Raw genomic sequence first — 25701 nt, forward strand, 5'->3', positions numbered from 1 at the left:
TATGGAAGCGGAACATTTAAAATTTATATTCGACCAGTTTGACCACACAGAGGTTTTCAAAAATTTTGAAGAACTGGCCTCCGGTCACATCAACGATACTTATTTGATAACAACTGATAGCCGTAAACAGTTTATTCTGCAGCGCATTAACGATGGCGTTTTTAAAGACGTTCCCGGCCTTATTGGCAACAAGGTGAGCGTAAGTAAACATTTGCTGAAAAAATTAAAACATTTATCTGAAGAAGAACTAAAACGTCGCGTTTTAACTTTTATCGGCACCAAAAAAGGTATTTTTTATTATCAGGATGCAGCCGGGAATTTCTGGAATGTGATGGTGTATATAGAAGGCAGTTTAACTTTTGAAACCGTGAATAATGAAGAAATTGCCTATGAAGGCGGAAAATTATTTGGTGAATTTCTAAATCTTACCAGTGATTTTGATGCCAGAAAATTAACAGAGGTAATTCCGAATTTCCATAATATGGCTTTTCGTTATGCGCAGTTTGATATTGCTTTAAAAGAAGCTTCAGAACAACGAATAGAACAAGCCAAAACCTGCATTAATCTGGTTCACGAACTTAAACAGGAAATGCATGTTCTGCAAAACTTAAAAGATACCGGGAAAATAAAACTGAGAGTTACGCATAACGATACCAAAATATCAAACGCACTTTTTGATACCAATAAAAAAGGACTATGTGTCATTGATACTGATACGGTGATGCCGGGAATTATTCATTATGATTTCGGAGATGCCATACGAACCATTTGTAATACGGCTGCCGAAGATGAAAAAAACCTGGAACTTGTTAATTTCAATTTACAGTATTATAAAGCGTATGTAAAAGGTTTTCTTGAAAAAACAAATTCATCCCTGTCTTTATTAGAGATAAAATATCTGCCGCTTGGTGCCAAAACGATGGTATTTATTATGGCATTGCGTTTTCTGACTGATTTTTTAAATGATGATGTTTATTATAAAACGGAATATCCGGAACACAACCTGGATCGTTCTAAAAATCAATTTAAACTAATTGAAAGTCTTTCGGTACAATTTAAAGAAATGGAAGATTACAATCTGAATTTCATAGGATCATTAAAATAAGAAGAATGAAAAAATATGTAATAACCGGAGGTGCTGGTTTTATTGGCAGCCATATTGCGGAGCATTTATCAAAAGAAGGACATCAGGTTACGATACTTGATAGCTTAAGAACGGGATTCGAACACAATTTAAACGGATTAAATGTCGATTTTGTACGAGGAGATATTCGCGATGAAAATTTAGTAAATGAAGTGGTGAGCGGGGCAAGCGGAATTTTTCATTTGGCAGCATTGGTCAGCGTTCCTGAATCCTTATTGAAAATTAAAGAATGTATCGAAATTAATACTGTCGGCACCATCAATATTCTGGAGGCTGCGAGAAATAATACAGGCTGTAAAGTGGTGTTATCAACATCGGCAGCGAATTATGGCAACAATCCTGTTTTGCCAAAAGTAGAAACCATGTTTCCGGAACCCATGACGCCTTATGCCATTACAAAATTAGACGGAGAATATTATTTAAAAATGTATCTCGATCAGTATCAGGTGCCAACAGCATCGTTGCGCTACTTTAATGTTTTCGGCCCGCGCCAGAACCCCGAATCGGCTTATGCCGCGGCAGTGCCTATCTTCATTAATAAAGCACTCCAAAATGAACCCATAACCATTTATGGCGACGGATCGCAAACCAGAGATTTTATTTATGTAAAAGATGTGGTGAAAGCTAATATCCTGGCTTCTCAAAAAGGAAATGAAACCTATAATGTAGCACTCGGACACAGTACTTCGGTTTTAGAATTAGCCGAAAAAATTATAAAAATCACCAATTCGAAATCGCAGATAAAATTTCTCGAACAAAGACCCGGTGACATCAAACATTCGAAAGCCAATCCTGAAAAATTCAATCAATTGGGTTTCAAACCTGAATATACGATTGATAAAGCCTTAGAAGAAACCATTCTTTTTTACCATCAGGAATTAGTCAGTAAATAAAAAAAAATTAACACATAAAAAGTATACATTTTGTGCTGCCCAAAAAAGATGTTTTACTTATAATAAATTGTATAGATTATGAGAATAATTACGATTTCAAAGATTTTTAATTTTTAATTCTGAATTGTTAATTTTTAAAAAACAATAACTAACTCAAAAACCAATACTATGTCAGTAATCGATATTACTTTAAAAAAAGAACAAAGCAGTACTTTGATTCCAATGGTTATTTTAACCTCCTTATTTTTTATTTTTGGATTCGTAACCTGGCTCAACGGACCGCTAATTCCGTTTTTTAAATTAGCTTGTGAGTTGACCGAATCACAATCGTATTTCGTGACCTTTGCCTTTTATATTGCTTATTTTGTCATGGCAATTCCGTCTTCTTTCCTAATCGAAAAAGTGGGCTACAAAAACGGAATCTCATTAGGATTACTGGTGATTGCCGTTGGAGCATTATTATTTTATCCGGCAGCCGAAGCCCGAACTTTTGGGCTGTTCTTAATCGCTTTATTTGTAATGGGAACCGGTTTGGCCGTTTTGCAAACAGCTGCCAATCCGTATGTAGTTGTAATTGGTCCGCGAGAAAGTGCCGCCGCACGAATCAGTATATTGGGAATTGCCAATAAACTGGCAGGTTTTCTGGCTCCGTTACTATTGACGTCATTGGTTTTGTCTAATATTGGGGATTATTCGGCAGATAAAATTGCCGTAATGACTTCAGTTCAAAAAGAAAGCGCGCTCGATTTACTGGCCCTGCAATTGCAAACACCTTATATGTACATGGCCGGAATTATGCTGGTCCTGGCAGTTTTGGTAAAGTTTTCCCCGCTTCCTGAAATCAATTTGGACAATGAGGGACAAGTAGCGCATCTGAGTATTTTCAAACAAATAAAAGAAGCCTTCAAACATCCGCAACTGGTTTTTGGTGTGATTACGCTAATGGTGTACATTGCTGCCGAAGTTTTAGCCGGAGATTCGATTGGTGGTTTCGGAAAACAATTGGGCGTTTATGGCGAAAATGGCGCTTTTTATTTAAAACTGACTTCGTTTACGATGACTGCCATGGTGGTTGGTTATATTTTAGGAATCACACTGATCCCCAAATATGTTTCGCAGGTTTTTGCCTTAAAAGTATCGGGGTTTTTAGGCCTTATTTTAGTAACATTAATCGTACTGCTTTCTCCTAAGATTATGATTCAGTTGCCCGGAATTCCGCAATTACCTTTAATCATTATTTTGGTCGCGCTTTTAGGATTGGCCAATGCACTTTGCTGGCCCGCAATCTGGCCAATGGCGCTTCAGGATCTGGGAGGGTATACAAAAATTGGAGGTGCGATCTTAATCATGGGAATCATCGGCGGGGCAGTTTTTCCGTTATTCTATGGTTTGCTGGCAGACAATATCAATACTGCAAACATAGCCGCAGGTATTGTAGCAACGGCAAAAAGCGGAAATCAACTGGCCTATTTAATTTTATTGCCTGCTTATCTTATGATTGTATTTTTTGCTTTCAAAGGGCATAAATACAGAAGCTGGTAGGGAGAAGTTTTTAGTCTCAGTCTCAGTTTTCAAGTTTCAAGTTTGAGGTTTCATGAAGTTCTGCCCAAAGTTTGTCATTTCGACGAAGGAGTAATCACACTAGAAAATCGACAAAGATTGGTTTGCGGAATTTCTAGTGTAATCCTTCTACTTCGCTCAGCAGGACAAAACTGTACATAATATAATTTTTTAATTCCTCGATCTGATTTTCAGATCACAATAAAGCACTCGATTATTATTTGATATGCTAAGGCCCAACGTATGCCTTTTTTTATCGCAAAGGCAGTTTTAAAATAAAAGAAAACATAATAAAATAGAATTCAAAATGATAAAAAGTAATGTAGATAAAGCAACAGGTTTTGAAAAACGATTCGAAAATATCAATACAGTTGTTTTTGAAAATTCGTCTGATGCTTCTAAAGCGGTGGCAAAGGAAATTGCAGCTTTAATCCAGTCCAGACAAAAAATCGGCCAGCCTTGTATTTTAGGACTTGCAACAGGATCTTCCCCAAAAGGATTGTATGCGGAACTCGTTCGTTTGCACAAAGAAGAAGGATTAAGTTTTAAAAATGTAATCAGTTTTAATCTGGACGAATATTATCCGATGGAACCCAATTCCATCAACAGCTATGTTCGTTTTATGAAAGAACTGTTGTTTGATCATGTCGATATTTTACCTGAAAACGCCCATGTTCCGGACGGACTTCTATCAAAAGAACAAATAGCCGATTACTGTCATGATTACGAAGCTAAAATTGAAGCCTTGGGCGGAATCGATTTGCAGATTCTCGGAATTGGCGGAAACGGACATATTGGTTTTAATGAATCGGGATCGCTTCAAAACTCCAAAACACGTTTGGTAGCTTTAGACCATATTACGAGAGTAGCCGCCAGTAAAGATTTCTTCGGACTAAGTAATACGCCCAGAACCGCGATTACACTTGGAGTAAAAAAAATCATGGAAGCCAAAAGAGTCATCCTGCTGGCCTGGGGAGAAGGAAAAGCCAATGTTGTCAAAAGATCAGTAGAAGATGAAGTAACGAACAGAGTACCCGCTTCCTTTTTGCAGGAACATGACAACGCTGTTTTTATTTTAGATAAAGAAGCCTCTTCGAAACTTACCAGAATCAACAAACCGTGGCTGGTAGAAAAAGTAATCTGGACCGATAAATTAACCCGTAAAGCGGTTTTAGGATTGGCACTACAGCTTAAAAAACCAATTTTAATGCTTACTGATGCTGATTATATTGAGCATGGAATGAGTGATTTACTGGCTGATTCCGGTCCGGCATACGACATCAATATTAAAATATTCAATAAATTACAAAATACAATCACAGGCTGGCCAGGCGGAAAACCCAATGCTGATGATTCCAACCGTCCGGAAAGAGCAGAACCTGCCAGAAAACGTGTCCTGATTTTCAGTCCGCATCCGGATGATGATATCATTAGTATGGGAGGAACTTTCATGCGTCTGCAGGAGCAGGGACATGAAGTGCACGTAGCCTACCAAACCTCCGGAAATATTGCTGTTGCCGACGACGAAGCCTTACGTTTTGCGCGATTCGTAATAGACTACAATGAAAAATTCGGAATCAAAAGTGCCGAAGCCGATACGATTTATCAAAAAGCACAAACTTTTCTGGAGAATAAAAAGAACAGCGAAATTGACATTCCCGAAGTTCGTTACATCAAAGGACTGATCCGAAAAGGGGAGGCGAGAGCAACCAGTCATTTTGTGGGCTTGACCGATGATCAGATTCATTTTATGGAACTTCCGTTTTATGAAACCGGAACCATCGAGAAAAAACCAATCGGAAAAGAAGACATCCAACTGACCATCGATTTGATTGAAAAAATAAAACCGCACCAAATATACGCAGCCGGAGATTTAGCCGATCCGCACGGAACACATAAAGTGTGTCTGGATGCTATTTTTGAAGCGGTAAAAGCCTTAAAACCAAAATCCTTTATGGACGACTGCTGGTTATGGCTGTACCGAGGAGCATGGCAGGAATGGGGAATTGACGAAGTCGAAATGGCGGTACCCATGAGCCCTGACCAGGTGTTGGCCAAACGCCACGGAATTTTCAAACACCAGTCACAAAAAGACGGGGTTGTTTTTCAGGGAACGGACGCCAGGGAATTTTGGCAGAGAGCCGAGGACAGAAACAGGGAAACAGCACAAGTATACCAACAGATGGGTCTGGCGAGTTATGCGGCTATGGAAGCCTTTGTAAGATGGATTTTTTAGAAGTTTCTAACATGCTAAGTTTCTAAGGGGCTAAGTAAGCTCTTTAGCCACAGATTAAAAGATTAAAGGGATTTTATATACTGCTTGGTTCACACAACACAAGATATAGCGAAATCTACACAAATTAAATTCGTGATAATTCGTGCAATTCGTGGCAAAAAAATCATTATAATCATTCTAATCCTTTTAATCTGTGGCAAAAAAAATCACAACTTACTTTAATCAGAAAGCTTTGCGGTCCTTTCCACTCAAACTTCAGCATAAAACCTTTACGCACTTTGTGGTTAAATTTTTTCCAGCATAAATAATACTAAATAAAAATGGCATTAATAAAATCAATTTCAGGAATACGAGGCACAATCGGGGGAGTTGTAAATGAGAATTTAACTCCTGTGAATGCCGTGAAATTTGCCGCTGCGTATGGCATGTGGCTAAAAGGACAAAATCAAAAAGAATCATTAAACATCATCTTAGGACGGGATGCCAGAATTTCAGGAGAAATGATCAGCAATCTGGTCGCCAATACTTTGACAGGTTTGGGAATTAACGTAATAGATATCGGTTTGTCAACAACGCCAACAGTGGAGGTTGCGGTGACATTAGATCAGGCGGATGGCGGAATCATCATCACAGCAAGTCATAATCCGAAAGAGTGGAATGCCTTAAAATTACTGAACGAAAAAGGGGAATTTTTGAACGCTGTTGAAGGAGAAAAAATCCTGAAAATAGCAGAAGAGGAAACTTTTGTATTTGCAGAAGTAGACGATCTTGGGAAATACGAAAAGAAAGAAGGTTATATCAATCGACACATTGACGAAGTCTTAAAATTAGCTTTGGTAGATGTTGAGACGATTAAAAAAGCAAATTTCAAAGTGGTGGTAGATGCCGTTAATTCAACAGGCGGAATTGCAATTCCGGCTTTGCTGGAGCAATTGGGTGTGGCCTGTATCAAATTGTATTGCGAACCCAACGGTCATTTTCCGCATAATCCGGAACCGCTGAAAGAACATCTTACAGATATTTCGGAATTAGTGGTAAAAGAAAAAGCTGATTTTGCAATTGTGGTGGATCCTGATGTTGACCGATTGGCGATTATTTGCGAAGACGGGTCTATGTTTGGCGAGGAATATACTCTGGTAGCCTGTGCTGATTACGTTTTAGGAAGAACTAAGGGCGATACGGTTTCCAATTTATCTTCTTCAAGAGCGTTACGGGACATTACTTTAAAACATGGGGGAAAGTATCAGGCCAGTGCCGTGGGAGAAGTCAATGTTGTTGAATTAATGAAAGCTTCTGATGCTATTATCGGAGGAGAAGGAAACGGAGGAATCATTTATCCCGCATCCCATTATGGCAGAGATTCGCTGGTAGGTGTTGCTTTGTTTTTATCGCACCTGGCACAGGCCGGAATTTCGTGCAAAGCGCTTCGCGAAAGTTACCCGGACTATTATATGAGCAAAAGTAAAATTGAACTGACGCCGCAAATTAATGTGGATGAAATTCTGGAAAAAATAGCTCAGAAATTCAGTACCGAAAAGCCGAATTGCATCGACGGAATCAAAATTGATTTTGAGCACGAATGGGTACATCTGAGAAAATCAAATACGGAACCCATTATTCGGATTTACACCGAGAGCATTTCACAAAAAAAAGCAGACGAATTAGCCCAAAAATTCATTGTTGAAATCAAAGAGTTGCTGTAATTCTTATTGGGGATAAATTCCGTTTTTTAAAATTAGGATTATCATTTCAAAATACAATTAAATGCCTGATTTAGATATAGAAATATTAATTTTTATTGCGTTTTTTAATTAAATGAATTTCAAATTAAAAGACATATTTTTTAAAGTAAAATTAATTTTTTCTGATAATTATTTAAATTCTTTAATGGTGAAATTTAAAAATAAGTAGGAATTTAATAATACTTTTTCTAAAAAATGTGTTCGAAAACACTTTTTTCATGTGCACGAACACATTTTCTTGATTTTACCATTGCTTATTAAAAAATATTATTTAGTTTAGCCAATAGTAAGTTAAAAAATAACTTTTTTAAGGCATTTTTTTTTAAGGAAAAACAGATGTTAAATTGAAAAAGATACAATTGAAAAGTGCAGTAAGCAACTGATTATTAAAAGGAAAAAAAAGCAGATTAAAATAAATAACCAAACAAAAACAAGACAAAAAACAAAAACTAAAAACCAAAAAAATATGAAACCAAAAGAAACATAACCTGAGCCTTTTTGCTTTGTGTCTTCTAAAAATTCCTAACCATTTTTTTACCACAAAGTATGCTTTTCACATTAACCATTAAACTAACCAGAATAATATGAAAAAAAGTAACAAGTTACTGTACGGTAACTATCAGGAATTAAAATTTAATTTAAAAGCAATAATTACAGTTTTAGTTCTGATAGTCACTGTTGTTAAAGTAAATGCCGCATCGTCCACGGATACCGGCAAAAAAATAGAAATCAGAAATAAAAAATCAGAAGCCGATATTACCATTAAAGGTGTTGTTCTCGATGAGTTGGGACAGCCAATGATTGGTGTTACGATTGTCCCGAAAGGATCACCAAGAGGCACAACAACTGATTTTGACGGAACATTTACAATCGTAGTTCCTTCTAATACAGAAGCTTTAGTGCTTTCGTATGTAGGATATGATAATAAAGAAGTTTTAATTGCTAACCAAACGAATATTAAAGTTTCTATGGTTCCGTCCTCAAAAACCTTAAATGAGGTTGTTATTGTAGGGTACGGAACCCAGAAAAAGAAAAATGTATTAGGGGCAATGTCTTCCGTAAAAGGAGAAACACTTAATTTATCTTCGGCACCTTCTGTTTTAACAGCACTTCAGGGAAAAGTAGCCGGTTTGCAGATTACGCAAAACAGTGCGCAGCCAGGTGGTGGATTTAATATTCAGATTCGTGGTGCAGGTTCTATTAATGCCAGTAATGATCCTTTGGTTGTTATTGATGGATTTCCGGTAACAAATTTGCAGCAGCCCGGAACAGGAAACCGTTACGATGGGGGTACGCAAAGTATTCTAAATTCATTTAACCCCAATGATATCGAATCGATTGAGGTTTTAAAAGATGCCAGTGCTTCTGCCATATACGGTGCCAGAGCCGCAAACGGGGTCATTATGATTACGACTAAAAAAGGAAAAGAAGGCGATGTAAGAGTGGATTATTCCGGTTCTTATTCCTTCCAGAAATACAACGATAGTTATGACGTTCTGAATTTACAGGAATGGATGCAGCTGCGAAATGATGCTTCAAAAGAAAACTGGGAGTTTATCAACAGGGTATATCCGTATTCATCCAAAACTTTAGAGGAGGCAAATGCAGCTCCGGTAAACGGAATTCCGTACAAAAGAGTATATTCCGACGAGCAGATCAGAAATGCGGGAGCGGGTACAGACTGGTTGTCACTGGTTACAAGAGACGGAATGGTGAAGCAGCATAATTTATCCTTGCGAGGCGGAACCAAATCTACAAAATACTTTTTATCGGGAAATTTATTCGATCAGGAAGGAATTGTTAAAAACTCCGGATTAAAAAGAAGCACGGTTCATTTTAGTATCGATCAGAAACTGACGGACTATATTAATTTTGGTATGAACATGACCAAAAGCCGCATTAAAAATCAAAACTCACAATTAGGGGGTGATCAGTTCGAAAATTCAGGAATTATCAGGTCAGCGATTCAGCAAGGACCAAACATTGTAGCGATAGATGAGTTTGGCAATTATCCAATTAATCCGGATAATGCGTTAGAACCGAATCCTTATTCCTTGTTAACCATTTCTGACGAAGGTGTTATTGACAGAACCATGACCAATTTTTATGCGGAGATAAAACCGCTTAAAGGTCTTACGGCAAGATTTCAGGCAGGTTTTGATCAGGGAAATACCAGCAGAAGTACGTATTTGCCAAGAACGACCTTGTATGGGGCATTGGAAAACGGTAAAGCATCTATCAATTCACAAAAGAAAGATGATGATTTACTGGATATTATCTTAACTTATAATACAAAAATAGGAGATAACAATTCCTTTACTTTTATGGCGGGTTATTCTCAATCGACCTTTAGAAATGAAAGAGCATCATTAGGAAACAGTAATTTTATTACCGACGCTTTTTTATGGAACAATATGAATGCGGGAGCGGGAACAAAATTAACGACATCCTCTAAAAACGAAGATAGTTATCGCTCCTACTTTTCAAGAATAAACTATTCGTATAAAGACAAATACCTGTTGACGTCTACGATACGTCGTGATGGAGTAAGTTTTTTTGCTGCCAATAAAAAATACGCTTTGTTTCCGTCTATTTCAGTAGGCTGGGATGCTTCTCAGGAGTCTTTTATGACTGGTATTGCAGATTATGTTTCCCAACTTAAATTTAGATTTGGATACGGTTCAGTTGGTAATTCTGCCGGACTTTCTAAAGGTGCATTTTATGCACAGCCAGCTTATTTAAACGCTGACGAATCAATCTGGACAGGAGTATTTGCAAGCCGTTTAGAAAATCCTGATTTGAAATGGGAAACAACAACAGAAAAGAATTTTGGTGTAGATTTCGAATTGTTAAACAGAAGAGTTTCAGGTTCGGTAGAGGTATACGACAGAGTAATTTCAGATTTGTTGATGGAAAAACCGATTAATAGTTACCATGAAATAAATACGGTTTGGGCTAACATCGGAAGTACACAAACCAAAGGAGTTGAAGTTACAATAAGTACCGTAAATGTCCGCACACCTGATTTTAAATGGAATACCACTTTTACATACTCCCAATTTAAAACCAACTGGAAAGAAAGAGCTCCGGACTGGAAACCATCCGTTTACATGGGTTACAACGATCCGTTACGTGCACAATACAGTCAGCTATCCGACGGAATTATGCAGATTGGCGAAGTAGTGCCGGCCCAGCCTGATTTATTTCCGGGTCAAATCAAAATTAAAGATATCAATGGTTTTGTCAGAGACGGAGCAGGAAATCCCGTAACAGATGCAAACGGAGTATTTTTAAGAACTGGTGAAGCTGATGGAAGAATTGATGAAGCCGATACCGTTTTATTGGGCTCGGCAGACCCTGATTTTTCAGCAGGTTTAAGCAACACCATTATCTGGAGAGACTTTCAGCTGAATTTTGTTTTCAATGGAATGTTCGGTAGAAAAATAGTAGACCAGACCGATTTTGCCTATGGTGTAACGGCAGTAGGAGTAGCACAAAACGGAAGAAATGCGCTGCGAAGTGTGTACGACAGATGGACACCCGATAACCCGACAAATACGCGTCCGGCTTCCCATTTTGGATACACACAATACGGTTCAGGCGATTTCTTCCTCCAGGATGCTTCATTTGTTCGTCTGCAAAGCGTATCGTTAAGTTATAATCTTCCAAAAAGATGGTTTGGAAAATACATGCAGGGGGCAGCTGTCCGAGTAGACGGGCAAAACCTTTTCATCATTACCAAATATGATGGTATAGATCCTGAAACAGATGGTTATGCAGCAGCATATCCAAATGTAAAAACATACACAGTAGGAATTGATCTTAAGTTTTAATAAAAAAGAGATGAAAAATTTAAAAAATTATACAATAGTTTTACTATTACTGGTTTTCTCAGGATGTAGCGAAGATATAGAGTCTGTTAATTACGATGAGATTAACCCGAGTATTTTTCCCAGTTCAGAAGCAGATATCCAGGCTATAGTAGCTTCAGCCTATTATCCGCTCAGAGGATCCTACGGAAACGGAATTCATTCGACTTCAGAAAACGGACTCATGTTTATACTGGATGCCACAACCGAAATCCTTCAGGGACCTTACGGTGTACAGCAGGAAGCTTCTTTGCACAGTTACAAAGCCAGTTCTACAGCTTTTACGCGATTTTATGATGTGTTCTACAACAAGATCAGCAGTATGACACTGAGCATTGACAGAATCGAGAACTCAAAGGTAAACGAGTTGATTAAAAAACAGGCCATTGCCGAAATCAGATGTGCAAGAGGATTATTAGCTTATGAACTTTTTGATCTGTACGGACCGCTTGTAGTAGCGCCGCTTGAAGTACTTAAAAACCCATTGAAAGAAGAACCTTTGGCAAGACTGTCCAATGCCGAAATGGTAAGTTTTATTGAAAATGATTTAAAAGCCGCCGCTGAAAATTTAAAATCCCCTGCCGAAACGCCCTACGGAAGATTAAGCAGCGGAATGGCAAGAATGGTTTTGGTTAGATTGTACCTGCACGAAAAAAGATGGGCTGAGGTAGAAGCACAAACCAATGCCATTATCGGCATGAATTACTACGGATTAGAAGACGATTATGTTGGCCTATGGGATGTGAAAGCACCGGTAGAAAGCAGGGAAGTAATCTGGGCAGTTCCGGCAGATTATGCAGGAACCAGCGAAAACCAATGGCAGTTGATGTGTTTGCCGGCTAATTTCCCAGGAACAGGAGGTTACGGTACCATTCAGAGTTCCTGGAAATTTTACGATTCTTTTGAAGCAACAGATATTCGAAAAAACGCACTTATTGCCGAATATACAGGTACAGATGGTGTTACGTACAACAGGGCAAATCCTGCCAATTATATGCAGTTAGGACCAATTCCGTTAAAAATTGATCCGGATGCAGCCAGAACAACAGCACTTACAACAGTAGATATTATCGTATATCGTTACCCGGACGTACTATTATCAAAAGCAGAAGCATTGGTAAATAAAACCGGAACCCCAACACAGGAAGCTATAGATTTAGTAAATGTGGTCAGAAAAAGAGCGAAGATCAGCGAATTACAGTTAGTAAATTACGCAACGCTCAACAAGTTTAACGATATGATTCTGCTGGAAAGATCCCATGAATACTGGTGTGAAAACGGACAATATCGTTCCGATTTAATCAGACACGGGAAATTTACAGAGCATGCTAAAGACTTAAACGGAGCAGCAAGCCAGAGTGAACCTTACAAAGCTTTATTCCCTTTTTCATTAGCCCGAATAAGTGAAGGTAAAGGTAAATTCATTCAAAACACGGGTTATATAAATTAAAAGACGGTCATCACCCTTGGTGAATAAAATAAATAATCAGATAATTTAATTCTATAAAAAATGAAACATTTACTAATCGTAATTGCTCTTTTCTTAAATATTGCCTCGGGCTGTCAGAGTGATGGGGGCGGCAATACTGAAGAACAAGCCGTAAGCGGACCTGAAAAAGTTACTTATGCAGTTTCTAATGAAGTGTTTACAAATCCGGAACGTGGTTTTATGCATACCTGGCAGGTAAATTCTGAAGGTGCAGCAATCACAGCGGCATCTTTAAACAATCTTAAAAAAGAAAATGTAAGCCTTATTCTGCGTTTGTATTATCTGGAGAAATTTAAAACCACTCCTTTAAGCCAGGCACAATTAGATCTTATCAAAACCGATTTTACCCGTTTGAGGGAATCGGGTTTAAAATGTGTACTGCGTTTTGCTTATACAGATGCGCAGGATGGTACAGATGCTTCGGTTGCCGTTATTTCAGGACATTTAGATCAGTTAAAACCAATTCTGGAAGAGAATAAAGATGTGATTGCTTTTGTTCAGGCTGGTTTTGTTGGAGCCTGGGGAGAATGGTATTACACCACGAACCAATTGACTACGCCGGCGAATAAAAAAATAATCCTCGATAAACTTTTGGAGACTTTTCCAAAAGAAGTAAAAATCCAGGTCAGGACTCCAAAAATCAAACAGGACTTCGTGGCCACTACAACGGCTATGGATGCAACGGTAGGATACGGAACGACAAATACAGCGCGTTTGGGTTTTCATAACGATTGCTTTATGGCGAGTGTAGACGATTATGGTACATATATTAATGTTACGGCAGAGAAAACCTATATCAGTAATGAAGCCCTTTTTGTCCCAACTGGAGGCGAAACCTGTCCGCCAACAGATGTTCCGGTAGCGAGCTGCAGTATTGCCGAGAAAGAAATGACCATGTTAAAATGGACTTACTTAAATCTGGATTATTACGGTCCCGTTCTACAGGAATGGAGAAATAACAACTGTTTTACCGATTTCGAAAGAAAGCTGGGTTACAGACTTGCCCTGGCGTCATCGAGCATCAAAAAAGAAGCGGCCTTAAACGGCACTTTAGAGTTTAACGCACTGCTTAACAATTCAGGTTTTGCGCCAATTTACAATTCAAAAAATACATTCTTAATCCTGAGAGCTACTTCCGGCGGTAGTGTTTATAAGAAAAAATTAAACTTTGATGTTCGAAAAGTGGTGCCGAAAGTGACCTACGACCTGAAAGAATCGGTAACCTTATCCGGAATTCCGGCCGGAACTTACGAACTGCTTTTAAAGATCGAAGACAATTCATCAAAACTGGCAGACAGACCGGATTATTCGGTTCGCCTTGCCAACACAGGAGTATGGGAAGCTACAACGGGTTTCAATAAATTATCACAAACGGTTATCATTAAATAGTTATTAAAAATATTTAAATTAAAAAACCATGAAAAAAATAAAACTAACCCAATACCTTACAATGCTCGCTGCATTGTTACTACTGGCAGCCTGCTCCAGTGATAATGCATCATCTGATTCGGCATCAAAACCGGTAGCAGATTTTTCATTTACCAATGACGGAAGCACCTTTACCTTTACCAATCTTTCTACAAACGGTACCAAATACAGATGGGATTTTGGGGATCTTTATTATACATCAGCAGAAAAAGATCCTGTTTATACCTATAAAATTGGAGGTGAAATCAGGGTTTCACTGACCGTTAAAAACGAAGCCGGAGAAGAATCCTTTATTACAAAAGTCATCACCGCACCTAGAATTATAATCATCGACATTAAGATCGACGGGAAATTTACAGACTGGGATGATGTTGCCGTAACAGATCAGAATACCTCCGGAAACGGTTCTATCCAGAAAATTAAAATCTGGGCCGGTGGTCCAAATGTGAATGTGTATTTAGAAGGAAACAAAAAAATGCTGATGGAACTAGCAAGATTGTATATTAATACGGATGGTAATTCAAAAACCGGATTTTTACACGGCACGTGGTCAGAGAGTTCAGGAGCAGAATTTTTATTTGAAGGGCCAATTGTCAGCAACGGATGGGGCCAATTTTATAATCACACTGATCCAAATGGAGGTTGGGGTTGGGCTGCTATTGCCGGTTCCGGTGCCAGTTTAAGTGCATCACCAATAGTCAGTCTTAATGATACGACAAATGCTATTGAATTTAGTATTTCAAAAACTCAATTCGGGACTTTAACGGGTTCTATAGGGATTGGAATTAACGAATTAAATGGGGCATGGGCTGATGTTGCTTACTTTCCTGAAGCACCTAAATTTTCAACATTAGAACTTTAGTTTGTCATCGATAGCCGGTCAAATGTGCCATTAGAAGAAGGGTTTTTTGAAGATTTAATTTTTGAATCTAATGGCATATGCTATCGAGTAAAATAATTTTAAAAGTAATCCCTGATGTTTTGCTATTGGGGATTGCTTTATAAAAAGCCATTTATACAGCAATTAAGATATAGCATGAATACAACCATACCCCATAACCGACTGATGTCTGTAGATGTGCTGCGTGGATTTGATCTTTTAATGATCATCGTGGCAGACCGTTTTTTTTACAACCTAAATACAGCGGCCAAAACTAATTTCACAAAGAACCTGGCAGACCAGTTTGAGCATCCGGAATGGATTGGTTTTCATTTATATGATGTTATTATGCCGTTGTTTCTTTTTGTGGTTGGTGTAGTAATTCCGTTTTCATTAGGAAAGAGAAGCACGGAATCCGGATCAGATTTCAAATTATATACCCATATTTTAAGGCGCTTTGTAATTCTGTTTATTTTGGGATGGATTGTGCAGGGGAATTTATTGTTTCTGGACATTTCAAAATTTCAAATATTCAGTAATACACTTCAGGCCATTGCGGTAGGGTATTTATTTTCGTGTATTGCATATCTGAATTTATCCAAAAACGGAAGGTATATCTTCTTCATTACATGCCTGGTTTTATACGCAGCACTATTATCTGCTCCCAGTTTCTTCGGACACTCTTTTGAATTATTACCTAATAAAAATCTTCCTATTTATATTGATCAGCAGGTTTTCGGTCGTTTTTACGATCAGACCCAATATTCATGGCTATTAACCGGCCTGGGATTTACAGCTACCACCATGTCCGGATTATTTGCAGGCGAATTGCTTTTGTCTTCTTTATCAAGACAAAAAATAGCCGGATATCTTTTGATTATCGGAATCACGGGAATCGCAGTATCCCTACTTATAGGTCTATGGCATCCCATTATTAAAAAAATATGGACGAGTTCCTTTGTTATATTTTCCTCAGGAATAAGTTTTGTTTTGCTGGCTTTATTCTACTGGTTTGTCGATGTAAAAGGCTACACAAAGTGGGCGTATCCGTTTCGGGTTATTGGCCTTAATGCAATTGCGGCTTATGTGGGTTCCCATGTTTTAAATTTTTCTGTAATAGCCAAACAGGTTTTTTATGGCTTCGAACAATTTACAGGAGCTTATTATGATGCATTTTGTGATTTGGCAGGTTTTGGAATCCTTTATTTCATACTTTGGTACATGCATAAAAACAAGACCTACATAAAAGTATAAGCAAACAAATAATAACGAGTAACTCACCTCAATATAGTATCAAAAAACAAAAAAAATGAAAAGTTCAAGTTTAAAAATTTTATTGATAGCCTTTTTACTATTGAAAATTGGCAATGTATCTGCACAACTCATAAAAACAAAAGCACCCAAAAGAGACAAAGGCCAGACCGATGTGTTGCGTTTGGCTACGCCGGCAATTCCTGTTGTTCACGTAGCTATTGTTGGTTTAGGAATGCGTGGTACAGGTGCAGTTGAGCGTATTACCCATATTCCCGGAGTAGAAATTGTAGCACTTTGCGATATGGTCGAAGAAAGAGCAAATGCAGCCAACGACACTTTGGTAAAACACGGAAAGCCAAAAGCAGAAGTGTTTTTCGGAGAAGATTCATGGAAAAAAGTAACCGCACTTAAAAATGTGGATCTGGTCTATATTGTAACTGACTGGAAACATCATGCCGGCATTGCCGTTCAGGCCATGAAAGACGGCAAACATGTAGCGGTAGAAGTACCGGGCGCTTTAACCATGAAAGAGATATGGGACATCATCGATACTTCAGAAAAAACCCGTAAACACTGTATGATGCTGGAAAATTGTGTCTATGACTTCTTTGAACTGACCACATTAAATATGGCACAGCAAGGCTTGTTTGGAGAAATTCTTCATGCCGAAGGTTCATACATTCATGGACTTCAGCCGTATTGGGGGAATTACTGGAACAACTGGCGTATGGATTACAACCGTAAACACAGAGGCGATGTATATCCTACACACGGTATGGGACCGGCTTGTCTGGCCTTAAATATTCACAGAGGAGACAAAATGAATTTTCTGGTTTCGATGGATACGAAAGCAGTGGGAAATCCTGCGTTCATCAAAGAAAAAACCGGTGAAGTAGTCACCGATTTCAGAAACGGAGATCATACCATGACCATGATTCGTACCGAAAAAGGAAAAACAATCCAGATTCAGCATGACGTGACCAGTCCGAGACCATACAGCAGAATGTATCAGTTATCGGGAACGAAAGGATTCGCCAATAAATATCCGGTTGAAGGCTATGCCATCGATGCAAAGGAAGCAGGAGGGGAGATTTCTAAAAATTACCAAAACCTGAATGCAGAAGAATTTGTATCGGAAGATGTCAAAAAAATATTAATGGAAAAATACAAAAACCCGATCGTAAAAGATATCGAAGAAATGGCCAAAAAAGTAGGAGGCCACGGCGGAATGGATTTTATAATGGATTACCGTATGTTTCACTGTCTGCAGCAGGGACTTCCGTTAGATATGGATGTGTACGATCTGGCCGAATGGTCTTGTCTGAGCCCATTGACCGAAATCTCGCTGGACCATAATTCAGCTCCGGTTGAAATTCCGGACTTCACTCGTGGAGGCTGGCAAAAATTGAATACGGTTGAGTTTTCAAAATAAGAAAACGTGTTAATCGAAATAATTTGGTTTTTATTTTGTAGTTAGATTTTAAAGCTTCTGTTGGTAACAGAAGCTTTTTAGGTATCATGCTAAAATAAATGTATTTTTAATACTTTAGCACTTCATTTAAATCTAAATTTACGGGTTATTTACAATACTACGCAGAGGCAAATAGTATTGTAATTTTTAGAATTATCTGCCTGAATTTAATTTTAACCTTTTAAAATCGTATTAAATGCTAAAGAAAATCGTTCTATTATCTGGTTTGTTTTTATTGTTTGGCTATCAGTATGAACCGGACACCAACTTTGTAATTGATATGAAACAGGTCACTAACGATACCTTAAATCTCAATTTTTCGTATGTAAGTACCGAACTGATTTCATTAGACAGAACGCCTATTTTTAAAGAAAAAGTAATAAAAAATTATATTGGGGTTCCCGCGCATGATTCCATACAATATTATGGTAATTTTCAGGAAACACTCCAATTTTTCTACGATTTATATAAAGTTAAGCAATATGATAAAAAGGAATTTCTGGAATTAGTAAACAAAATACATATCGATACTTTGAGATTCTCGAAAAAACCGCTAAAACAGGGCGTAATTTCCATTGTCGGGTTTTATAAAGATAAACAATTTATTATTGGGGATTTCAACAGGAATCAGGATTTTAGTGATGATATTAAATATGAATTCGATATCAATTTCAGAAATAAAACGATTGAAGAGAACTTAGCAATTATTAATAAATTGCCCAAAAGCGACTACTCTTATGAAACCTATTCTAAAGGCACTATTCACACTTATAAAAGAAAAACTACTTTATTCCCATGTGCGAATATCTATGACCGAAAAATAATAGTTACAGATAAAGAAGCAAAATACCTTTCCAGTTTTAGGTTTAAGGATTATTGGCTGGGTGAACAGATTTTAAACAATACTGTTTACGATTTTTCGTATCAGGCACTTGATAATACATTTGGCGCGATCTACATTAAGCCAAAAAACATTTCCTTCAGAAAAGATGAAATTTTTAATGCACAATTCATGCACTTCACAGAAGATACCATTGCGCTTGGTGACGGTTATTACAAAATAGACAGCATCAATAGAAAGATATCTAAATTATATCTTAGAAAAATAAAAAGCAAAGAAGAAAAATACGGTCAATGGGTCGGGAACTATTTTGAAAACAGGATCATTGAAGATTTGGAGAATGGAAATTTTAGTACCGATGTCGTCATTAAAGAAAAGAAGTATACCCTAATTGATTTTTGGGGCACCTGGTGTGGGCCTTGCCTGGAAATGACACCAAAATTAGTGGCGCTGCACAATAAATATCCGTCAACATTAGGGATCATTAGTATCGCCAACGATCAGGATAAAAATGTGGTGAAACAATATGCAAAGAAAAATAAAATGAACTGGACACATGGCTTTGTTGACGACAGGAAGAACAATAGAATTTATACCGATCTGTCCATGCAGAGGTATCCAACATTTATTTTAGTGGATTCAGAAGGGAAAATTTTATTAAGGGGTGGCCAGAAAGAGTTTAATAAAATAGACAATCTCTTAAAATAAGTCTTGTTAAGGAATTGTTTGTTGCTACAATCGTCCTAAAAAAAATATATCTTTTAACATTAGGTCAAAAAACAGCAATTTTCCCTGTTTGAATTTCTCCAGAGCTTGTAATTATTTTATAAATATAAATTCCTGAGGCAGTGTTTTTCAGCTTGATGTTACTCGTTTTAGAAAGTAGAGGGGAAGTAATCGTATTTTGTCCGCTAATGGAGTACAAATAAAAAATAGCGTTTTCCTCTTTTTTGGCTTCAATATTTAATTCTTCATTTTTGCCTAATAGTGTCGGGTGGACAAAAAACAAATCATTGCCTAAATAATTTGTATCCAGAAGCAGAGAACTTATTACAGTATTGTTTTCTAAAATGATGTTTATTTTATATTTATTGCTGCCTTTTGTGGGCGCAGCATCTATAAAAGAAAATGTTTTTGAATGGATATCCGTTATAGTACCAATAACAGCTTCGGTAGTATTGCTTATTTTTACCAACTCAATTTTTTTGATGTTGTACAAGCTGAAAAGACTCGCATCAATCTTTACTTTGTTTTCCTCATAAACTTCAGCCAAAGTCAACTCAAAATAACAATTGGAGTTTTGGGCATACTGTAATGTGGATTCGCTTTTGATTCCTTCGCTATTATCAAATACAGGTATAACAGTGTGAATTTTTCCGTCGGTATAGGCATAAGTAGTGTTTGAGGTCTGTTCTTTAAATTCTAATTGATCTCCTGTCAGCTGATAAATATTGAAGGAAGCAACATCGGCAGGTTTGTCCCAATTAATTTCTGTTGTGCCATCACAGACTAAGCTGGTGCTGATATTTAAGTCATAAGAAATCGTAAAGGTATCAGAGATATAATCGGCATTACCAATGGTCATTTTTAATTGTGCTTTTGAAAATTTTTGTGTGGCAGGTGTATACGTAAATTGTTCACTACCCAGATTGATACCATTTTCGATTATTTCCCAGCTTTGCCCATTATCGTAACTAATAGACAATTCTCCGGGGATACTGGAAAAGGAAGAATTCCATTTGAAAGGGGAAATCGTCTTACCATCATAGGGGAAATTATCACTATTCACAGGATAATTCCATTCAAATCGATTTTCCAATTCATATTCGTAAGCGATGCTGTATTCCTGAGACGTATTCGAGACGTAGAAACCGGTAACGTTGATAGTATAAGATCCGGATGCGGGGTTTTCAATAGTCACCTGCTCTATAGTATTTATTTTATCTTTTCCTCTTACAGCTGGCTGCTGGGGAGCATCAGGATTAAGAATCCAGGGCAAAAAAGAGGTATTGTCAGCCGAAATAACTTCCAGATCCAAATCGTTGACCAAACTTATATTACTGTTGATGGCAGCGGGCAAATCGTTCCATACTACTGTGATTTTTAAGTTTTTCGCATTTACGGGAAGTGTAATAGTATGTGAATTGGTCTCACCAGAGGTCAAATTGCCAACTATAATGCTGTTTTCGCTGATCGTTTTCAAACTTTTATCAGCATTAATGTTACCGTAACCATAGGTGAAATCCGGTCCCGGGTTCCCTAAATCTTTGGCACTGTTAATTAAAATTGCCTTTGTCAGGGCATTCGTCAAAGAGGTATTGTATATCGTTTGATAATGTTGTTTCATTAGCGTAATAATTCCTGTAGCTATTGCTGTAGAATTTGAAGTTCCTTGTGTGCTAAAGGCTACTAACTCTGGTTTTATCCGGCCGTCATAGGCCGGGCCTTTTGAAGAAAAAGGCATAATTACTTCGTTTTGGTCAATACAACCCACTACAATACTATTTTTGGATTGTTTGAAATTACCCGTAAGAGATTGATAACCCTGAAGGCCACTATTACCAGAGGAAAAACAATGCGTCAAGTCTGTATTTAAGAATAATTGAGCGTCATAAGCATTAGCGAGTGAACCATAAAAATTCTCAATCACTGTACCGTAGGAATGATTTTGAGTGACAGCACCTTGTAAAGTTGCCACTTCATCAGGATAGATATTCAAAAAGTCAGATGATTGTACCTTAGCCTTTGGAGCGACTCCTTTTCCTAATGCAGAACTATTTCCTAATCCGGAAACGATAGTTGCCATAGCCGTTGCATGGCTGGATACAACAGCGGATTCTGTTGTGGAGGGAATGTGCTTATTTAATAAATCAATATCATTTACATCAAAAAAATCATCTTTGATCGATAGAATTTGATTTTCGCCTGTTAAAAGAGGGAAATGGCTATAGGCTTTATTGATAGAATTGATAGTGAAATTTTGATCGGTTATTTTAGATTCACCTATTGGCTGCAGCGATTCCTGCGAAATAGAAGACACACTGTTCAAAGCTATAATGGCATCTATAATTTTTTTAGAATTACTTTTTATACTTACCAGATGGTTATCCAGTATTTTGATATCAGAAACGTTCATTGATTTCAGGTCAGTAAGTAGTGCTTGCATAGTATCAGTTGCTACTATATACTGCTTGTCTTCCTTATGATTTGAAAAATTGGAGGGCAATTTCCATAAATTATTCACCGGGAGCATTTTTTCTAAAGGCTTATGAGATGGTAAGTTTTCATTTAGAATAATACAAAAAGTACTGTCCAGTTTTTTTACGACCTTGTATTTGTGGTGATATGCATTTTCTAAAGACGTAAAATAGTATTTCTCAAATTTTCTGTCGTTTTCTTTTTTTAGGTACTGCTTCCATTTTTCAGAACTTTGGGAGAGACCGATTGTGGTGATCATAAAAAGGAGAAAAGTAATGGATGTCTTCATTTACGGTAGAGGTTAGGACAATTATAAACATTTTTATCAATCGGGCAAAAAATGACTATTGCAGCTTTTTATCACTTCTTGATTTACATAAAGCAAAGAGGATATTTATGGGTAATGATTTCTTTTTTAAATAATTATCCGCTGTAAATAAATCAAAGTTATAAAATTTTTTGTAAAAATTTTATGTCTTTTTGTTTCAGGCCGCCACTTCAAAATCTGTAGGAGTATTATTCTTCTTTTATATTCTTTTTATATTTGAATGTGATACAAAATGGTAAAATCATTTTTTAACATCCGCTAAAAAAATAAAATTTTAAAACAGCTTAATAAGCTGATTTGTATTCACTTATTGATTTTACTGGGCTTGCCGTAATAATCAGATAAGTATTATTAAAAAAACAGTATAAAAAAATATAACAAAAAACGTTAATTTTGTTAAATTAATATTTTATAAGTATTTTAAGATTAAAAATTATATAAATTTGATAACAAATATTACAATATTTTGTAAAGACCCCTTTTATTCAACTTATTTAACAACCCACAAAAACCTATTTATGAAAAAAATTAAATCAATTTTAGCCTTGTCTTTTATAGCGCTAACGCTGTTCTCCTGTAACAAAGAAGAGGAAACTACAGCCCAATCCAATCAGGAATCTCTTAAAGTAACACCAGAAGTGTTAAGTAAAATTAGTGCACTTTCACTAAATAATACAGATGTTCAGGTGGTTAAACACACAAAATTAGATGGTACCATTGAAGATGCCTTTTTAGTAGAGGGAGATATTATCATCACAAAAGATCAATTAAACAAAATGGATCTTCACGGAGGTATCACTACAGAACAATACCGCACTACTAATTTAGTATCTGCTCCAAGAACGATTAAAGTTGTTGGATTATCAGGGACTGGTACAACAGCTCTGACTACAAAGATGCGTTCAGGATTGCAAGCGGCAATAAACAGATACAATAATTTAGGCTTGTCTATTAACTTTACGCTTACCTTTAGTTCAAGTACTTCAGGTGCAAACATCGTTGTAAGAAGACAGACCGGATCTGCCGGTGGAGTAGCAGGTTTCCCTTCAGGAGGAGCACCTTATAATTCAGTTACCTTATATTCCGGATTAGAAAGTTATTCAACAAATGTAAATGCACACGTAGCGGCACACGAAATAGGCCACTGTATCGGTTTACGTCATACAGACTGGTTCAGCCGTCAAAGTTGTGGACAAAATTCAAACGAAGGAACAGCTGGTGTTGGAGCAATTCATATTCCGGGAACACCTACAGGATATGATTCAACATCTTATATGAGAGCATGTTTCAGTTCAAGTGAGACTGGGGCTTTCAATGGTAATGACGTTACCGCACTGAATTATTTATACTAGAAGTTGAATTAAAGTTCTCTTTACAAAATATAAGAGGCTGTTTCATATTTATGAAGCAGCCTCTCTTTTATTGAATAATCCCGTCCTGGTGTCTGGTTGAACCGAAAAGCCTAAATAATAAACTTTGCGAACTTTGCGCTTTTTCCTTAATTAAAAGTCCTTTCGATAAGTTATAAGGAATTATCAATATATTTGATTTAAATAAGGTATGATTTTTTTATACATATATACAAGTTAGTGGCAACCTTACAAAAAAAGCACTAACAGAAAGAAATTGAAAAAAAATTAAATAAAAAAATAGTTGACTTATGAGTATGATAGGAAATTTGCTTCGAGTAACAAATTCTGAACTTGAAGATTATTTAAAAGATAGTTCATTATTGGAAGACAAAATCTATGATGACGAAACGGAAAACGAAAATTTAGTAGATATTGACAAATCGTGGGACGGAATTATCTTTTTACTTACTGGACAAAGTTTAGTTACGGCGGAACATAATCTTGTAAGAGTTTTATTCAGTGGACAACTTATTGACGAAGAACAAGATTTAGGTTATGGACCAGCTCATTATTTGACATCAGAACAAGTTGCTGAATTAAATAATGAAATTTCAACAATTACAATTGCTGACCTAAAACAAAAATTCAATCCTGAAAAAATGAATGAATTGGAAGTTTATCCAACAATTTGGGACGAAGGCGATAATGCATTTGATTATGTTGCAGACGGATTTTCGACTTTACAAAATGTTTTTGCAGACGCAGCAAAAAACGGAGAAGCAATAATTACATTTCTAAACTAACCAACAGAAAAATTACTACTAATAAGGTTTTGTGTCAGGCTGGCTGAAGTGCAAAATTCAACGGCAGTTTTTTCAATTGAACTTTAGTAATAATATCGGCTTTTGTGCTTCAATTTCCCGCCCGAACGCAAAGCGCCGAAACGTTAACCGTCAGCTAAAAAAACATCACAAAAGAAAATGAAACTAGAAAATTTAAAACCTTTTGACGGACAACATTGCGAAACGACAGCAACAGGAACTTTGTTGCAGCAAATTGGAATTGAACTTTCGGAGCCCATGCTTTTTGGTTTAGGTGAAGGACTTGGGTTTATTTTTTGGAATATGAAATCAATGAATTTTCCTTTCATTGGCGGACGGGTAAAACCAGATTTATTAACTGAAAATATTGCAAGAAATCTAAATCTTAAACTGACTGTAAAGGAAACGGCATCAACCCAAAAGGCTTGGGAAAACGTAAAAGAACTAATTGACAATGGAAAAGCTGTTGGCTTAAAATTGGACTGTTTTCATTTACAATATTTTTCGAAACCATTTCATTTTGCAGGTCATTATACTGCACTTTATGGTTATGACAACGAAAACGCATTTTTAGTAGATACAAAGCAACAAGGCGGACAAGTGAAAACAACCTTGAAAAGTTTAGCATTAGCAAGAGCGGAAAAAGGGCCAATGTCATCTAAAAATTTGTATTACACGTTGTGTAAAACAAATAAAATTTTTGATTTAAAAACGGCAACAATAACAGCCATTAGAAATAACGCAACTGAACATATAAATCCACCAATTACAAATATTGGTTACAAAGGAATTTTTAAAACAAGTGCTGAAATAATTAAATGGTTTAAAGCAAGTAAAGACATAGAAAATGAGTTCAAAACAAGTGCAATGCTTATGGAAAAAGCAGGAACAGGCGGAGCATTATTCAGAAATTTGTACCGGGATTTTTTAAAAGAAAGTTACGACTTACTACAACTTGACAAACTAAAAACGGGACATGAAGCATTTGTAGAAATCGCAGCGCTTTGGACTTCGGTTTCTCAACTATTTGAAAAAGTAAGCGAAACAAAAGATTTTAAATATATTCAGCAAGCATCAGAAATATTAAAAACAATATCAGTAAAAGAAAAGGAAACAATGGAAATATTGGCGACAATATAGCCGAACCCGCTCTCCTAAGAGTTCTTATTGAAAGCTATGAATGTCTCCTGACTTC

The 25701-nt window shown here is 36.8% G+C and carries 16 protein-coding genes; 15 read left to right on the plus strand and 1 reads right to left on the minus strand.

The window, feature by feature from the left end; genetic code table 11:
• Window position 1: 1 nt before the first annotated feature.
• The 12 genes from HAV12_RS08485 to HAV12_RS08540 all read left to right on the plus strand — a co-directional run bounded on the left by HAV12_RS08485 (window position 2) and on the right by HAV12_RS08540 (window position 19515).
• Window positions 2-1105 (plus strand): phosphotransferase enzyme family protein, encoded by a 1104-nt coding sequence (locus tag HAV12_RS08485; RefSeq protein WP_171569260.1) that lies wholly within the window; start codon window positions 2-4, stop codon window positions 1103-1105.
• Window positions 1106-1110: 5 nt separating this feature from the next.
• Window positions 1111-2037: an NAD-dependent epimerase/dehydratase family protein gene (locus tag HAV12_RS08490; protein WP_171569261.1), complete on the plus strand. Its 927-nt coding sequence runs from the start codon at window positions 1111-1113 to the stop codon at window positions 2035-2037.
• A 168-nt stretch (window positions 2038-2205) separates the two neighbouring features.
• A complete protein-coding gene (locus HAV12_RS08495; protein ID WP_240345252.1) occupies window positions 2206-3579 on the plus strand; it encodes a sugar MFS transporter in 1374 nt (457 codons plus the stop codon).
• A 325-nt stretch (window positions 3580-3904) separates the two neighbouring features.
• On the plus strand, window positions 3905-5833 hold the full coding sequence (gene nagB / locus HAV12_RS08500; protein WP_171569262.1) for a glucosamine-6-phosphate deaminase: 1929 nt from the start codon (window positions 3905-3907) through the stop codon (window positions 5831-5833).
• Window positions 5834-6153: 320 nt separating this feature from the next.
• On the plus strand, window positions 6154-7536 hold the full coding sequence (gene glmM, locus HAV12_RS08505; protein ID WP_171569263.1) for a phosphoglucosamine mutase: 1383 nt from the start codon (window positions 6154-6156) through the stop codon (window positions 7534-7536).
• Window positions 7537-8159: 623 nt separating this feature from the next.
• Complete coding sequence (locus HAV12_RS08510) at window positions 8160-11408, plus strand: TonB-dependent receptor (protein WP_171569264.1); 3249 nt, start codon at window positions 8160-8162, stop codon at window positions 11406-11408.
• 10 nt (window positions 11409-11418) lie between these two features.
• Entirely contained in the window at window positions 11419-12894 is a 1476-nt protein-coding gene (locus HAV12_RS08515; protein WP_171569265.1) for a RagB/SusD family nutrient uptake outer membrane protein, read from the plus strand.
• 60 nt (window positions 12895-12954) lie between these two features.
• On the plus strand, window positions 12955-14322 hold the full coding sequence (locus tag HAV12_RS08520; protein ID WP_171569266.1) for a DUF4832 domain-containing protein: 1368 nt from the start codon (window positions 12955-12957) through the stop codon (window positions 14320-14322).
• A gap of 28 nt (window positions 14323-14350) precedes the next feature.
• Entirely contained in the window at window positions 14351-15223 is an 873-nt protein-coding gene (locus HAV12_RS08525; protein ID WP_171569267.1) for a PKD domain-containing protein, read from the plus strand.
• A 174-nt stretch (window positions 15224-15397) separates the two neighbouring features.
• On the plus strand, window positions 15398-16495 hold the full coding sequence (locus tag HAV12_RS08530; protein WP_171569268.1) for an acyltransferase family protein: 1098 nt from the start codon (window positions 15398-15400) through the stop codon (window positions 16493-16495).
• Between the two features lie 55 nt (window positions 16496-16550).
• Window positions 16551-17927 carry a Gfo/Idh/MocA family protein gene (locus HAV12_RS08535; protein ID WP_171569269.1) on the plus strand — a complete coding sequence of 459 codons (1377 nt, stop codon included), beginning with the start codon at window positions 16551-16553 and terminating at the stop codon, window positions 17925-17927.
• A gap of 235 nt (window positions 17928-18162) precedes the next feature.
• A complete protein-coding gene (locus HAV12_RS08540; protein ID WP_171569270.1) occupies window positions 18163-19515 on the plus strand; it encodes a thioredoxin-like domain-containing protein in 1353 nt (450 codons plus the stop codon).
• Window positions 19516-19579: 64 nt separating this feature from the next.
• On the opposite strand, the gene HAV12_RS08545 is transcribed toward HAV12_RS08540, so the two are convergent.
• Window positions 19580-22294 carry a S8 family serine peptidase gene (locus HAV12_RS08545; protein ID WP_171569271.1) on the minus strand — a complete coding sequence of 905 codons (2715 nt, stop codon included), beginning with the start codon at window positions 22292-22294 and terminating at the stop codon, window positions 19580-19582.
• Window positions 22295-22851: 557 nt separating this feature from the next.
• Here HAV12_RS08545 and HAV12_RS08550 point away from each other — a divergent pair.
• The 3 genes from HAV12_RS08550 (at window position 22852) to HAV12_RS08560 (ending at window position 25646) form a co-directional block, all read left to right on the plus strand.
• On the plus strand, window positions 22852-23685 hold the full coding sequence (locus HAV12_RS08550; RefSeq protein WP_171569272.1) for a M57 family metalloprotease: 834 nt from the start codon (window positions 22852-22854) through the stop codon (window positions 23683-23685).
• Window positions 23686-23993: 308 nt separating this feature from the next.
• Window positions 23994-24488 carry a YfbM family protein gene (locus HAV12_RS08555; RefSeq protein ID WP_197984778.1) on the plus strand — a complete coding sequence of 165 codons (495 nt, stop codon included), beginning with the start codon at window positions 23994-23996 and terminating at the stop codon, window positions 24486-24488.
• Between the two features lie 177 nt (window positions 24489-24665).
• Window positions 24666-25646 carry a BtrH N-terminal domain-containing protein gene (locus HAV12_RS08560; protein ID WP_171569273.1) on the plus strand — a complete coding sequence of 327 codons (981 nt, stop codon included), beginning with the start codon at window positions 24666-24668 and terminating at the stop codon, window positions 25644-25646.
• Window positions 25647-25701: the final 55 nt, after the last annotated feature.

The organism is Flavobacterium sp. CLA17 (assembly GCF_013112255.2).
Lineage (GTDB): Bacteria > Bacteroidota > Bacteroidia > Flavobacteriales > Flavobacteriaceae > Flavobacterium > Flavobacterium circumlabens.